This window comes from Agarivorans sp. QJM3NY_30 (assembly GCF_050870855.2).
Lineage (GTDB): Bacteria > Pseudomonadota > Gammaproteobacteria > Enterobacterales > Celerinatantimonadaceae > Agarivorans.
This window is the reverse complement of sequence record NZ_CP194038.2, coordinates 1,057,492-1,071,846: the sequence shown is the minus strand read 5'-3', so window position 1 is coordinate 1,071,846 and position 14,355 is coordinate 1,057,492. Positions and strand designations below refer to the sequence as shown.

Genomic DNA, 14,355 nt, shown 5'->3' with positions numbered 1-14,355 from the left:
CTATTTTGACTGTAGATGACGAGTGAGATTTAGCTGAGCGCTAGATCCGAAAGAGAAGGAAAATTAAATGCAGAAAGAGAAAAGAACTTAAAATGGCTCATACGCTCAAATAGGTGCGAGATGGCAGGTTAAAGACTTAAAGGAGACTTGCAAAAATAGCGGCGGCCAAACTTAAGGCCGCCCCCATATAACAACCAATAGCAGTCGCTGATTACACCGAAAATGGGTAGGCGATAGGGTCATGATACTGATAGCCACTGACCTCAAAATCATCAAGAGTGACCCAAGTTTCCAAATCTTCCAATGTTTTGATCTTCGGATTAATATGCAACTTTGGAGCCGCAAAGGGCTCCCGCTTCAGTTGCACCTCTTTCATCAACGCCAGTTGGTCTTCATAAATGTGAGCGTTAACAATCTTATGGTAAGCCTTACCAGGTTTGTGACCGGTAATCTGCGCCATCAAAGCCAAAAAAGTAAAGACTTGAATTTGATTGAAATTTTGTCCTAAAGGCACATCACAAGAGCGCTGACTAGAAGTTAAGTAAAGACTATCTCCAAGCAAGGAAAAGGTATGAGTATGCATACAAGGACGCAAACAACCAAGATGAAACTCCCCTGGGTTGTAAAACGATAAGATCTCACCGCGATCATCAATCCCCTGGCTTAAGTCATCCACAATCTTACGCAGTTGATCAACTTCTCCACCATCGGGTTTAAGCCAAGAACGGCCCTGAACACCATATACTCGCCCCATATCATTTTCGCCTTTGCGAGCAGGGTTGTTTAACCATGCCTGATTTTCGTTGGCATTGGCTAACCAAGTTGGCGTACCTAAGGCTTTAAACTCGGCAGCATCATTCAGACCCCGAATATAGCCGAGCAATTCAGCAATGGCCGCCTTCCAATAGCTCTTACGAGTGGTCACCAGGGGAAATTCATTATTTGCTACGTCATATTCGAGATCAGCATTAATCACCGTCAAACAACGCTTACCGGTGCGCTCATTTTCAACCCAAGTTCCCTGTTCAACAATCCGTTGACATAAGTCTAAATACTGTTTCATGCTTTGCTCTCATTAGAGTGACGTCGATAGGCCCAGGTGATAAATAATGCGCCAACAATCACCATCGGTAGAGATAACAATTGTCCCATGCTCATCCCAAAACTGAGTAAACCGAGCTGACTGTCGGGCTCACGGAAAAACTCTATAGTGAAACGAAAACAGCCATAAGTGAGTAGAAATGCTCCAGAAATAGCCCCCATGGGTGGCTTACGTTTTGCGTAAATCAATAAGATGAGCAGTAGTGCAATCCCTTCAAGAGCAAACTCGTATAGTTGCGAGGGATGACGAGCGACTAATCCGCCCGAGGGAAATATCATGCCCCAAGGCATATCAGTTGGTCGTCCCCATAACTCGCCATTTAAAAAATTGCCGATCCGCCCAGTCGCTAAGCCAAACGGGATCAAAGGCGCGATAAAATCGGAGACGGTAAAGAAATGACGTTTGGTATGTCGCGCAAACCAAAACATCGCGGTAATCACGCCGAGTAAACCGCCGTGGAAAGACATTCCACCTTCCCAGATTTTAAATAGATAAAGTGGGTTGTCTAAAAATAGTGGTAACTGATAAAACATCACGTAACCAACCCGTCCGCCAAGAATCACTCCGAGAAAACCATAAAATAACAAATCACTAACTTCGGCGCGAGTCCAGCCGCTGCCAGCTTTATCAGCCATGCGATTACCTAACCACATCGCAAACATAAATCCAAGTAAGTACATTAAGCCGTACCAACGCACGTCTAATGGGCCAATACTAATAGCAATCGGATCAATCTTAGGAAACACCAAAGGAGTAGACACAATAAGTAGCTCTATTTAACGAATATAAAGAAAGGGCATTTTGCAGTGAATCACAAGATGAAACAAGCGTATCAAGCAAGCTTATCCATTAATGTTTACTTACACGAACAAACTGCGATAACTGTTGCTTATCTAAGTAGTCATAAAGTATCTGGTAAATTGCCGACCCCGTTTGACTCGCCAATACCTTTTCTTGTAACTGAGCAAAATCGGCCTGCTTCACATGACGAACAATGTATTTAATTTTAGCCAGATTAAAACTACTCATACTTAAACGACTATACCCCAGAACCAGCACCAATAAAGCGCCCACAGGGTCCCCTGCCAGTTCACCACAAAAACTCACTGGAACATCATACAAATTGGCTTGTTCAATTATGTGCTTCAGCGCTCTCACGACCGCCGGATGAAAGGTATCAAACAATTCAGCGACTCGGGTATTATTACGATCCACCGCTAATAAATACTGGGTTAGGTCATTGCTGCCCACCGACCAAAAATCAACGCGCTGCGCTAACTCTGGCAACAAAAACAACACCGAAGGGACTTCCAACATCACCCCATATTTCGGCGGTTCTGGCGGTTCCTCTAAACTAAGTTCTTCAACCACTTCTGCCCAGGCTTGTTCCAGCAAACGAGAAGACTCATCGACTTCGTTCAAACTACTAATCATGGGTAACATGATCGACAAATTACCGCATTCGATGGCAGCTCGAAACATCGCTCTCGCTTGCACCAAGAAAATTTCAGGGTGATCTAACGTCAGTCGGATACCACGCCATCCCAAAAATGGGTTTTCTTCAACAATAGGGAAATAAGGTAACTGTTTATCGCCCCCCACATCGAGGGTACGCATACAAACATTCTTACCTTGATAACTGCTTAAGATATCGCGATAACGAACAAATTGCTCTTCTTCAGAAGGAAAACGATCTTGCATCAAAAATGGCACTTCTGTGCGATATAAACCGACGCCATCGGCACCCGCATTAATTGCAATATCGCTGTCAGCACTCAAACCTGCGTTAATTAATAACTCAATGGCTAAGCCATCTTGAGTGACTGCTGGTTTATCCAATTTCTGCTGAACCAGACTATTAAGCTGATCTTCTTGGGCAAGAAGCTTATTGTACTCGTCTTTTAAGAGTTGGTCTGGCTCTACAAATAACTCCGCCGAATAACCATCTAGCAATAATTCACAGTCTTGCAACTTATTCACATCGAAACTCAAGCCCATTAAGGCTGGCACCCCCAAGGCTCGAGCCAGAATAGCAGCATGAGAATTCGCCGCACCGCGTTGCGACACGACGCCAGCGAGTAAATGCCGAGGCACCTGAGCAAACATTGTCGCGGTCACCTCTTCAGCAACCACAATCACGGGTTCCGAGGGTAACAAGCCAGCACTAGGTCCCATTTGCAAAGCGTGTAATAAACGTAAACCAACGTCTTTAACGTCAATTGCCCGCTCCTTCAAATAGGGGTCGTTCATCTCGGCAAATAAATTAACATAGTGTTCAACGACCAAACGCAAAGCTGATTCGACATAATAACCTTGAGTTATTTTTGCACGAATATCTCCGGCCAAGCTAGCGTCAGCTAACATCTGTTGATAAAAATCAAAAATTGACGCGACGTCTTTTGGTAACTGCTCAGACAATTTAATCGCCAGACTATGAAACTCATCCCGAGCAATATCTAAGGCACCATTAAAACGTTGTAACTCAATATCAACATCTTCACACTGCTCAATCCGTTGCTGTTCAAGCGCCCCGGTTGAACGGTTTAACCAAGCTTTAGCAATCGCAATACCACTCGAACTGGAACCAGCCTTAATCGCCTCGGCCCATTTCTTTTTCTTGGAGGGCGCATTAAGCACCGCGTGTAGATCAGAATTCGCGAGGACTCCCGCTAAATGAGTCGCCAAAGTCACCAAGAATGACTCTTCACTCTGATCAAAGCTTCGCGCCTCTGATTGCTGGACGACCAATACGCCCAGTACCTTACGCTGATGGGTAATCGGCGTACCTAAGAAAGAAAAGAACCCTTCTTCCGCAGTTTCAGGAAGATATTTAAAATGCGGATTAAGCCGAGCATCGGCCAAGTTGATCGGCTCTTCGCGTAAGGCCACCTGACCAACCACGCCTTCGCCAAGGGGCATTGCCGCCTTACCAATAGCGCTGGCGGCTAGGCCTTCTGTCGCTCGCAGAACTAAGCGTTTTTGTTGATGATCCATGACATATACCGAACAACAATCGGTTTGCATCGTATAACGGATCTTCGTAACTAAAATAGCCAAAGCACTGTCGAGAGTATCGGCATTGCTTACCTGTTCAACAATGGCACGTAACTCTGCTAACACTTCTTAAGCTCCTTTACGTTTCTTAAAACGTCGCCGTTTATCTTTATTTGGTACCTTATCTGTACGGTGATAAGGCATTGCCGAAATCACAAACTCTTTGAGAGCACGACGATATACTTCTCGTTTAAATGATACGACTTGCCGAACCGGATACCAAAAACTCACCCAGCGCCAATCATCGAACTCTGGGTGTCCACAACAATCAAATTTAATACTAGATTCTTGACCCACTAGACGCAGTAAAAACCACTTTTGTTTTTGTCCGATACAAACTGGCGGACTATCCCAACGAATTAAGCGCTTCGGTAATTTATAACGCAGCCAATGTTTGGTTGTTGCCAAAATTTTTACATCTTGCGGCAGCAAGCCTACTTCTTCATGCAACTCACGATACATCGCTTGTTCAGCCGATTCCCCTTCATCAACGCCACCTTGGGGAAACTGCCATGAATGTTGACCATATCTACGTGCCCACAATACCTGACCACGCTGATTACAAATAACGATGCCGACGTTGGGGCGATAACCATCCCCATCAATCACTGAAACAACCTTCAGCTAAAAACTATAGATAAGTGATTCTTTCACAGATCGTCAAGCTCGGCAAATACGCTTATCACAAAGGAACAAAATTGTAATAACACCCGCTTAAGCAAAGTTATTCGATTTATCTGTGAGAAAAACTGTGTATAACTTGGGATAAAGCCCAAAACTAACATATTCAAACAATAAAAATCTAAAAAACAATATACATAAAATACAAAATAACATTAAAAATCAAAAACTTAATTTAAAATGGGAAATGATTTTTCAAGTTTATCTAGATTCGCACTGTTCATAACTTTAATTGTTTAAAAAACCAACACATCTCCATAAAACGTGTTTATTCTCATCAGATCGCCTTAATTATAGACATCCTGAGTTAAATAGAGACTTTCTGTGTATAAAATACTAGTTAATAACAATTAACAATAGTTATCCATAGATAATGTGGATAAGGTTGTTTGTAAGTCTAAATTAGCTATGAATAACGTTTAACTATCCACCAAGCGATTCAAAGAGAAAAAATAAAGCCGCTAATAATCAATAAGTTACACTATAGTTATGGCTATTGGATAAGCGGCTGCATTTACTGCGCAGCTTCTATACAATAGCCTTTTACCCACAGTTAACGAAGCCATGATCAGCAAACCAAATAGTGAAGCCGAACTCTACGCTCGCGCCCAATCCTTAGCCGGACTGAGTCTTGGTGAATTAGCATTACGTGAAGGCTTTAGCATTCCCGCTAACTTTAAACGTCAAAAAGGCTGGGGGGGTCAACTGATTGAATGGTGCCTAGGGGCAAGCGCTGGCAGCAAGCCGATTCAAGACTTTCCCGAACTAGGCATCGAATTAAAAACGATCCCAATTGATGCACAAGGTAAACCTCTGGAAAGTACTTATGTATGTATTACGCCGCTCACTAATGTGGCAGGGCTGACTTGGCATCATAGCAATGTCTACAATAAGCTTTCGCGAGTATTGTGGATCCCCATATTGGCAGAACGAAGCATCCCTATCCCGCAACGGATTGTCGCAAACCCAATTTTGTGGAGCCCTTCAGCAGAGCAAAACCAGCAACTCCAAGCTGATTGGGAAGAGCAAATGGAGATGATTAGCTTCGGCCAAATTGAACAAATAACGGCACGCCAAGGACAGGTACTACAATTACGTCCTAAGGCCGCAAATAACAAGGCAAGAACTGCCGCCATAGGACCCAATGGCAGCCTAATTCAAGTACTTCCTCGAGGTTATTACCTTAAAACTGTGTTTACTCAAGAGATCCTTCGACAATACTTTCAACTTTAAAAAAACCAATCTACTATTGACCAAGCTCTCACTTTTTTGAAAGAATCACTATTGGTCACAATGTATACGGATTTATTTTATCTCTCGGAGGAGAATAGCATGCCCTTAAAAAAGCAATATCTAAAGTCCAAACCTGAAGTAAAGGTCACCTTTGAAATTGAAAAGGAAGCCACCCAAGACGCCGCGCAGATCTATTTAATTGCCGAATTTAATGAGTGGCAGCCGATAGAGCTAACCAAACTCAAAAATGGCAAATTTAAAGTCGTGGTCAATGTTCCCACGGACCAACAAGCAAGCTATCAGTTTAAATATAAACTGTGCTTAGCTGATGGGACCGAAACCTATGACAACGATTGGCTCGCAGATAGCTATCAGAACAGTGGTGTTGGTGGTGACAACTCAGTCTTAGAAATCGCCTAGACTCGCGCACAAAAAAGCCCGCATACGCGGGCTTTTTTCTCGAAGAAGTAGACTTACTTCGTCGCCAACTTTTCTTTAATACGGGCTTTCTTACCAGAAAGTTCACGTAAGTAGTAAAGTTTAGCACGACGAACGTCACCACGACGCTTAACAGTAATACTCTCAACTAGCGGGCTATGAGTTTGGAATGCACGCTCAACGCCTTCACCGTTTGAAATTTTACGAACCGTAAATGCTGAGTGTAAACCACGGTTACGCTTAGCAATTACTACGCCTTCAAACGCCTGTAGACGCTCACGATTACCTTCTTTTACCTTTACCTGTACAACTACTGTGTCACCAGGAGCGAACGCAGGTACGTCTTGCTTCAATTGCTCTTCTTCGAGCTGTTTAATAATATTGCTCATTACTATTTCCTAGAATTAACTGAATCTTTATTTATTATCCAAGGGCGTTTGCTCTTGGATGAACTCAGCAAGAATCTTTTCTTGCTTGTCAGTCAGAGCTAGATTCTCCAATAACTCCGGTCGCCTCAAATAGGTTCGCCCAAGTGCTTGTTTGTAGCGCCACTCTTCAATTTTTTTATGGTTTCCACTGAGCAGTACCGGAGGTACCGCCTGCCCATCCAAAACTTCTGGACGAGTATAATGTGGACAATCCAACAATCCATCAGAGAATGAATCCTGCTCAGCTGAAGCTTTATCCCCCAAAACTCCCGGAATTAACCGCGAGACGGCGTCTATCATATTCATTGCTGGCAGCTCACCACCACTTAACACATAATCACCAATCGACCATTCTTCATCAACTTCGGCTTGAATTAAGCGTTCATCAATGCCTTCATAGCGACCCGCAACTATAATCAGCTTTTGCTGTTGAGCTAACTCCATTACTCCATCTTGCTTCAAGGTACGCCCTTGCGGTGACATATAGATCACCTTAACCCCATCACCAGCAGCCTGTTTAGCAGCATGAATCGCATCCCGTAAGGGCTGTACCATCATTAACATACCAGGGCCACCGCCGTAAGGCCGGTCGTCCACCGTACGATGACGATCATGAGTGAAATCACGCGGATTCCAACACTCAATCTTAACTAAGCCACGTTTTACCGCACGCCCAGTCACACCGTACTCGCTTATAGCATGAAACATTTCCGGAAATAGACTCACTATTCCCACCCACAACTGTGGTGTCTGCTCAGCCATAAAGGAACCTAAAAACTAGGATCCCAATCAACAGTAATAGTTTGAGACTCGCGATCGATGTTATCAATTATCTGAGACTCTACGAACGGGATTAACCGTTCCTTTTTGCCAAAGGCATCTTTTAAATTGGCTTTCACAACCAAGACATCATTCGAACCTGTTTCCATTAAATCGGTCACATGTCCTAAGTCATAGCCACTGCGATTCACCACTTTCATGTCCATCAGGTCACGCCAGTAATATTCATCATCAGATAGCTCCGGTAGAACCTCCGGCGAAGCCGCAATATCCATCCCGGTTAAACTCTGAGCTTGTTCTCTCACATCAAAGCCCGCAAGCTTCACGATGAAAGATTTACTGTGTCGCCGCCATTCTGTCACTTCAATCGAAGTATAGTCACCAGAACGACCTATCAACCAAGGTTGATAGTTAAAAACAGCTTCCGCATCTTCAGTGAACGAGTTAACTTTAAGCCACCCTTTAATACCGTAAACGGCACCTAAGCGACCTATCACGATGGGCTGTTCTTTATTGCTCATCTTAACTCCACTAAAAAAGACTGAATTATGCTGCTTTTGAATCTTTGATTAGCTTAGCTACACGGTTAGAAACCGCAGCGCCTTGGCCAACCCAGTGATCAATGCGGTCTTGTTCTAAGCGAATACGCTCTTCTTGACCACGAGCAATCGGATTGAAAAAACCTAATTTTTCAATGAAACGACCGTCACGTGAATTACGGCTATCAGTAACAACTACTTGATAGAATGGACGCTTTTTTGCGCCGCCACGTTGCAAACGAATGGTAACCATATCGTCCTCATACTAGTTAAAAAATTTAAGGTCCCTAAATGGGAGTCCCGCTAATTGAAGCCGCGGAATTGTACTCCTTTTTGGGTTAATTGCAAGTTATAAGGCCAGCTTAAACGGAGTTAAATCAGCAATGGATGCAGGTTTAAAGGCTTCGTTAAGAATCGCAGATTTTCTGGTGAAGTCGAAGCCCCTCAGCCATCAACTGAATCGCCTTGTTCTGTAAAACATTTTTGACAATATGAGTCACTTAGCCCAGCATAAGTCGCCTGTTAAGTTGTAAGGTGCGCAGAGAATGAAATACCAATGGATCCTATTTGACGCTGATGAAACGCTATTCAACTTTGATGCCTTTGCGGGGCTCAGACTGATGTTCTCACGCTATGGGGTTAACTTTAATGAGCAAGACTATCAACACTATCAAACCGTTAATTTACCGCTTTGGGTCGACTATCAGGCCGGAAAAATATCCGCTCGCGAACTCCAGCAGCAGCGCTTTAGCCAATGGGCGGCCAAGTTAGGACTTCATCCACAACAACTAAATAGTGCCTTTTTAAATGCCATGGCCGACATTTGCAGCTTATTACCGGGAGCCAAAGAACTTCTAGATGCTTTATCGGGCAAAGTCAAAATGGGGATCATCACCAACGGGTTCACCGCCTTACAAACGATCCGTTTAGAACGCACTGGTTTAAAAAGCTATTTTTTCCCACTGGTTATTTCCGAACAAGTCGGTATCGCTAAACCGCATGTTGATATTTTTAATCATGCCTTTAAGCACATGAAGCATCCTGCAAAAGACTCTATTTTAATGGTGGGGGACAATCTGCACTCGGATATTCAAGGCGGGATTAACGCAGGTATTGATACTTGTTGGTTGAACCGACATGGTCATGCTAAACCTGAAGGGATTGCGCCTAAGCACGAAGTGAATTCACTTAAAGAACTGCAACACCTACTGATGACTGCTTAAGTAAGTTGCAAGTCAAAATGTTAAAAGGAGCATCGCCCTTCAGCTGATGCCCCTTTCTGTTATATGAACCTTTACCCTTTTTAGGCCGCTCCACTTTGCTTTTAAACAGTGGACTGGTGACTAAAGCTTTAAGCGCATTATCATTGATCTGGCCTCGGCCATGCGCATGGGCAAGCTGCTTAGCCCGTTTGTTTTTGTGACTCATGTTCACCTCATTAGTTAGTGTTACAACACCGCCCTTGGCGACGAAGTGAGCAATTATATAGCAAGTCTCATCAATTAGTACAACAATGTAATCATGTCATTCATCACCGAAGGATCGCTCAACTTGAATCCCTACTTTCCCCAAAATGTCCATAAACACTATCACGCCCACGTGTATTTCGATGCTACGAGCCTCGAATTTGCGACACAGCTATGCCAACAGGCCGCGCAAAAATGCGCGATTAAAATGGGGAGAGTGCATCAAACCTTAGTTGGCCCTCACCCACATTGGAGTTGCCAGCTTAGTTTCTCAGAACAACATTTTGAACAGCTCATTCCTTGGTTAGAAGCACAACGCCAAGACTTAAACATTTTGGTGCATGCCCAAACCGGTAATAACTTACGCGATCATACCGAGTACGCCTATTGGCTAGGAACTCCCCAATCTTTAAATTTATCGATGTTTAAAAAAGGTAGCGATGGTGAAGATGACGACAGTTAAGCAAGCCAAACCTTGACTGACACGCGGAGTTACCGAAACGCGATGGTTTCGCCCATGTCGATTTGCGACATCAAAAAAAGCCGCTCTGTTATTTCACAGAGCGGCTTTTAAGCACAAGCTAAAACTCAAGTTAAAGAATTACTGACGCTCTAAAACAAACATCTGATTTTCAGCACCCGCCTTACAAGTATATTGGATGATATTAGCACCATCAGCCGCTGACTTAGACGCCACATCTAAACACAACTCACTATTTCGGTTAATGATTCTCCATTTACCTGAACCTGCAGCTTGGAAGCGGAACTGTTGATTCGCACCACCCCAGTAATCATAGAGTTGTACATTGGCTGCTGCACTGGTTGAAGAAGAAGCCACTTCTACCCCTTTCGTTGAAGCATTCACTGGCGAAATACGATGCCAAATACCATCCACGTTAGAGATAACAAACTTCTGGCAATCGTTAGCTAACCAACTAAATTGCTGCACATTCGTTCCATTACTGCTACCACAGTTGGCAACATCAAGCGCTTTCGCACTATGCAATGGTGAAATTTTGTAGGTGCCATTCACGGTACCATTCACCACCGAGCTTCCGCCATCGGAACCCCCACTGGTATAGCCATTATAAACTTCAAACTCGGCGATTTGCGGGCTTGCGCTCGCAGCCTGAATCACAAAGCTCAGCTTGTTCAAGCTGACGTCAGAGAAAGTAATTACATCTGGCACCGTACCGCCATTTGCCAAAGTTTCACCCGTGTCATAGTTCACTAATGCCCAAGAACTAATCCGCCCCTCGGTGCCTGAAGATGGAACAATTCTTACGGCGTTGATAGTGGTATTTAGATTTTTAACGTTAATGGTACCGGTTGAGCCAGAAGGGGCCCAATAGGTAGCGGTGTCACCATCAATCACATTACCGTAACTGGTACCACTGGCTTTAGAACTACCATCTGCGGCAGCGTTTAAAGCAAGATTCTCGCCATCACCAGGAACCGTAGGATCGGTCGGATCGGTTGGGTCAGTTGGATCGGTTGGGTCAGTCGGATCCGTCGGTGAACAGCTCCCGTCAGACACAGCCAGGCCTTTATTTGCCCCGGCAGCCGCTAACACCAAGGCAGGAACACAACTTGCGTCATCCATCAAGTAACTATACGGAATACTAATAGAAGTGGTTGAAACAGGGTTCGGTCCAGCGGGGTGTGACTTATCATCGTCAGACGACCAACTCACGTTGTCCCATATATTGCCACTCACCTGCCAATAACCCATATCATTGGTATAGAAAGTCCCTAAAGGATCGCTAGAATCTTTCACATAGTTATTTTCAGCACGAATTTGGCCGCCAATTCGAGGATTCATTCCCGAAGAGATTAAACCATCATAGTAATTGTTGTAAGAGTGAGCCGTTGCGTGTCTAAGCAAGGGAGTGCGAGAGTTAATATTTTGGTAATAGTTGTGATGAAAGGTCACTGGACCATTGGTGTCATCACTATCGCTAGAGCCAACCAAACCACCCCGTCCAGAATTGCGTAATATACTGTAAGATAGCGTGACATACTTGGTGGTGGCTTTCATATCAAATAAGGCATCATAGCCGTCACTTTCTCCGCCGCTGGCCTCTAATGTGACGTGATCCACCCAGACGTTATATACATTACTCTCCATACCAATGGCATCCCCACCATTAGAGGTTGGTGAGCCTGATTTTTTAACATTCCGAACGTGAACATTTTGAATAATAATGTTTGATGCCGCTCGTAGATGAATACCGAGCTCATCAAATAAAGCGCCACTACCGACCCCAATAATACTAATATTACTGACTTCTTTTAGTTCAATTTTATCTGCTGCTGTATTACAACTATCGCCAGATACTTGACTGGTATTACCGTGATTAATAGTGCCCTCAACTCTAATAATAATAGGCGTATCACTAGAGGCTCGATTACATAAGGCTTCGTGAATTTGGGTACCGGTACTGGCATAAACAACCGCACCACCTTGTCCCCCAGTCGTTCCACCATTTTGAGTAGCAAAACCGCCGTTGGCTAAAGCCCCCGCTGTATACAAAGACACAGCAATCGCTGTCGCCTTCAATGTAAATAAAGAATATTTCTTCGCTTGCATTATCATCTCAAATCCTATTCAAATTCATGTAAAGGAATGACAAATCTGCATATACATCATGCTACAACTTGATAATATCATTTCTTATGATCTTATTTTAATGAACACACCCAACAGATTTAAAGCCATTATAAAAATACATAAAAAACAATTTAAAACTTATATATTTAGGATTAAATACAACCTCCCACAAGAACTAAAAACCTATCACCCACAAAAAAAATACAAAACAAAATAGCGGATCTAAAAAAACAAACCGTTATTTCGATAATCAATAGTTGTATAAAGTGAGTAGGAAATCAACAGGGTAATTTGGGAATGTTGAGCTATTTCACACTAATGATTTTATAAAACATTCCTAAACAAAAAGTAACGAGTAACTCAAGGATAAAACAGGTGACTATAAATTAATCATTAAGAGAAAAAGGTCTAAATGATTTACATCACATAATAAAAAACAATCCCCCCCCCCCAATTAATACAACCACAACAAAACCCCCAACACACTGATATATAATGAAATATATGAGCCACTTAATTCATCAAGAAGATTCGCAATCAATGATTGACCTTGAATTTAATCATCGGTTTTTTAGGGGCCACTTTTAAACTCATCTGAAAAACGTTTAAATTTAGAAGGCAAAATAAAAGTCACAAGACTTTAAATAACAAACAAAAAACGTAAAGATCAAAATCAAAAACAAAAAATAAAACAAGGATAAATTAAATTTAGTCTATCAAATCAGATAAATAGCTTAGTCTTTAGTAAAGGCAGACGCAGTTCTCTTTCAGAAAATAAATAACGCCCATAAAATTTCAACATAGCAGAAGAAGCCCTTAGATTAGAATGAATAGCTGAATCGCTCCCCCCAAAGCAGATGATTAATTGGTGACAAAATGCCGTAGATGGTTTTTTAGATAAGCATATAAAATTTAAATGTACACACCTAGCATTTAGGAAGTAATAACTCGTTAACCAGCAATCGAGAAGCATCCCAGCAAAGTGACAATTAAGCTTAATGAGATGCCCATATCAGGCCACTTAACTGGATAATTTATAGCCTAAACATGCTATAAACTAGTCCACTGCTCGTAAAGTTTTGAACAAAACGGATCACTAGTGGGTAAGTTAACCTCGCAGAGAGAAGTAGCTTAAATCACCAACGGGCGCTAGCCTTTCAGTTAATCAGCTGCGAGTCTAAGCCTGCACCTTGAGCATCACAACGAGGACCCCAAAATGTCTAAAGATCCCCGACATATCGATAAACGCTTACCTTTGGTGATGGTCTTATTTATTGGTGTATTTTGTTACTACACCTGGTCACCTGATAGCCCGTTTCAAACCTCTCAGCTCCCCCGCTTAGAACAGGCCCTGAGCCAGACTTTTCAAGGGCTGAGTCGTGGCAATATTCGCCTACTAGCGAGTCGGAAAACATCCCCCAGCCACTACAACTTGAAGGCCATCACCACCGATGGTTCCGCTCTTGAATTACAAATCTTGGCAAACCTCCCCCAGCCACCAGCCATCGGTTCTCTCTGGCGAGTCAGCGGCAAACTCCAATGGCAAGGTGACATCGCTATTCTCGACACCCTCGTCGCTAAAGGAAGTATGACAAAACGCCACTGAGCCTCAATAAGAAGCGCCAATACAAACTGAATCGCTAACGATACCAATACCAAGCCAAAATAATAAAACAGGCTGGTAACAAAAAATCTCCAATAAACTGCGCCAACGCAAGGTTAATCGCGAGCTATGTCTGAATAATAAAATCAGCTGATGATGAAAAGGACAAAGTGATGAGTGAAACAAACTGGAAGTGGCTATTGTACATCAGTATTGGGCTTGGCTTAACGCTAGTACTGTTAGGCGTCGCGCTGGCTATGTTTACCAGCATCAGTGTTGACAGGGGCGTTCAAGGGGTACAAATTATCGCCGGGATCATCGGTGCAGGCTTATTACTAATGGTGCCCAGTAAGATCCTACTCACCCTCATGTTAATGAAAGACAAACCGAAGCGGAACCCCCACACTAAGTTATGACAGG

Annotated in this window: 16 protein-coding genes; 6 read left to right on the top strand and 10 right to left on the bottom strand. The window is 43.2% G+C overall.

Annotated features, from left to right (window positions below; translation table 11 throughout):
• Window positions 1-211: 211 nt before the first annotated feature.
• The 4 genes from ACRRSX_RS04910 to rppH all read right to left on the bottom strand — a co-directional run bounded on the left by ACRRSX_RS04910 (window position 212) and on the right by rppH (window position 4,765).
• Entirely contained in the window at window positions 212-1,063 is an 852-nt protein-coding gene (locus ACRRSX_RS04910; RefSeq protein WP_432454313.1) for a thymidylate synthase, read from the bottom strand.
• A complete protein-coding gene (gene lgt, locus ACRRSX_RS04905; protein WP_432456095.1) occupies window positions 1,060-1,866 on the bottom strand; it encodes a prolipoprotein diacylglyceryl transferase in 807 nt (268 codons plus the stop codon). Before lgt ends, ACRRSX_RS04910 begins: the two co-directional genes overlap by 4 nt.
• Window positions 1,867-1,951: 85 nt before the next feature.
• On the bottom strand, window positions 1,952-4,222 hold the full coding sequence (gene ptsP, locus ACRRSX_RS04900) for a phosphoenolpyruvate--protein phosphotransferase (RefSeq protein ID WP_432454315.1): 2,271 nt from the start codon (window positions 4,220-4,222) through the stop codon (window positions 1,952-1,954).
• Window positions 4,223-4,225: 3 nt separating this feature from the next.
• A complete protein-coding gene (rppH, locus tag ACRRSX_RS04895; RefSeq protein WP_432454316.1) occupies window positions 4,226-4,765 on the bottom strand; it encodes an RNA pyrophosphohydrolase in 540 nt (179 codons plus the stop codon).
• Window positions 4,766-5,401: 636 nt separating this feature from the next.
• On the opposite strand from rppH, the gene mutH reads away from it, so the two are divergent.
• Both mutH and ACRRSX_RS04885 read left to right on the top strand, forming a co-directional pair.
• On the top strand, window positions 5,402-6,070 hold the full coding sequence (mutH, locus tag ACRRSX_RS04890; protein ID WP_432454318.1) for a DNA mismatch repair endonuclease MutH: 669 nt from the start codon (window positions 5,402-5,404) through the stop codon (window positions 6,068-6,070).
• A 99-nt stretch (window positions 6,071-6,169) separates the two neighbouring features.
• Entirely contained in the window at window positions 6,170-6,490 is a 321-nt protein-coding gene (locus tag ACRRSX_RS04885) for an isoamylase early set domain-containing protein (RefSeq protein ID WP_432454320.1), read from the top strand.
• 53 nt (window positions 6,491-6,543) lie between these two features.
• Here the strand turns inward: ACRRSX_RS04885 and rplS are convergent, their stop codons facing one another.
• From rplS to rpsP, 4 genes are read right to left on the bottom strand one after another with little or no spacing between them, the layout of a single operon-like run.
• Window positions 6,544-6,897, bottom strand: coding sequence for a 50S ribosomal protein L19 (gene rplS / locus ACRRSX_RS04880; protein ID WP_432454322.1), 354 nt, complete (start codon window positions 6,895-6,897; stop codon window positions 6,544-6,546).
• 27 nt (window positions 6,898-6,924) lie between these two features.
• The gene (gene trmD, locus ACRRSX_RS04875; RefSeq protein ID WP_432454323.1) at window positions 6,925-7,698 is read right to left on the bottom strand and encodes a tRNA (guanosine(37)-N1)-methyltransferase TrmD; all 774 of its coding nucleotides are present in this window, start codon (window positions 7,696-7,698) and stop codon (window positions 6,925-6,927) included.
• Window positions 7,699-7,706: 8 nt separating this feature from the next.
• Complete coding sequence (gene rimM, locus ACRRSX_RS04870) at window positions 7,707-8,237, bottom strand: ribosome maturation factor RimM (protein ID WP_432454325.1); 531 nt, start codon at window positions 8,235-8,237, stop codon at window positions 7,707-7,709.
• A gap of 25 nt (window positions 8,238-8,262) precedes the next feature.
• Window positions 8,263-8,508 (bottom strand): 30S ribosomal protein S16, encoded by a 246-nt coding sequence (gene rpsP, locus ACRRSX_RS04865; RefSeq protein ID WP_432454327.1) that lies wholly within the window; start codon window positions 8,506-8,508, stop codon window positions 8,263-8,265.
• Window positions 8,509-8,800: 292 nt separating this feature from the next.
• On the opposite strand from rpsP, the gene yjjG reads away from it, so the two are divergent.
• The gene (yjjG, locus tag ACRRSX_RS04860; RefSeq protein WP_432454328.1) at window positions 8,801-9,478 is read left to right on the top strand and encodes a pyrimidine 5'-nucleotidase; all 678 of its coding nucleotides are present in this window, start codon (window positions 8,801-8,803) and stop codon (window positions 9,476-9,478) included.
• Here yjjG and ACRRSX_RS04855 read toward each other — a convergent pair.
• On the bottom strand, window positions 9,444-9,683 hold the full coding sequence (locus ACRRSX_RS04855) for an alternative ribosome-rescue factor A (RefSeq protein ID WP_432454329.1): 240 nt from the start codon (window positions 9,681-9,683) through the stop codon (window positions 9,444-9,446). The genes yjjG and ACRRSX_RS04855 overlap by 35 nt on opposite strands.
• Window positions 9,684-9,806: 123 nt before the next feature.
• On the opposite strand from ACRRSX_RS04855, the gene ACRRSX_RS04850 reads away from it, so the two are divergent.
• Window positions 9,807-10,184 (top strand): DOPA 4,5-dioxygenase family protein, encoded by a 378-nt coding sequence (locus ACRRSX_RS04850; RefSeq protein ID WP_432454330.1) that lies wholly within the window; start codon window positions 9,807-9,809, stop codon window positions 10,182-10,184.
• 138 nt (window positions 10,185-10,322) lie between these two features.
• Here the strand turns inward: ACRRSX_RS04850 and ACRRSX_RS04845 are convergent, their stop codons facing one another.
• On the bottom strand, window positions 10,323-12,317 hold the full coding sequence (locus tag ACRRSX_RS04845) for a pectate lyase family protein (RefSeq protein WP_432454331.1): 1,995 nt from the start codon (window positions 12,315-12,317) through the stop codon (window positions 10,323-10,325).
• Window positions 12,318-13,548: 1,231 nt separating this feature from the next.
• Between ACRRSX_RS04845 and ACRRSX_RS04840 the strand changes: the two genes are divergently transcribed.
• Window positions 13,549-13,938: a hypothetical protein gene (locus ACRRSX_RS04840; protein ID WP_432454332.1), complete on the top strand. Its 390-nt coding sequence runs from the start codon at window positions 13,549-13,551 to the stop codon at window positions 13,936-13,938.
• Between the two features lie 170 nt (window positions 13,939-14,108).
• The gene (locus tag ACRRSX_RS04835; RefSeq protein WP_432454333.1) at window positions 14,109-14,351 is read left to right on the top strand and encodes a hypothetical protein; all 243 of its coding nucleotides are present in this window, start codon (window positions 14,109-14,111) and stop codon (window positions 14,349-14,351) included.
• Window positions 14,352-14,355: the final 4 nt, after the last annotated feature.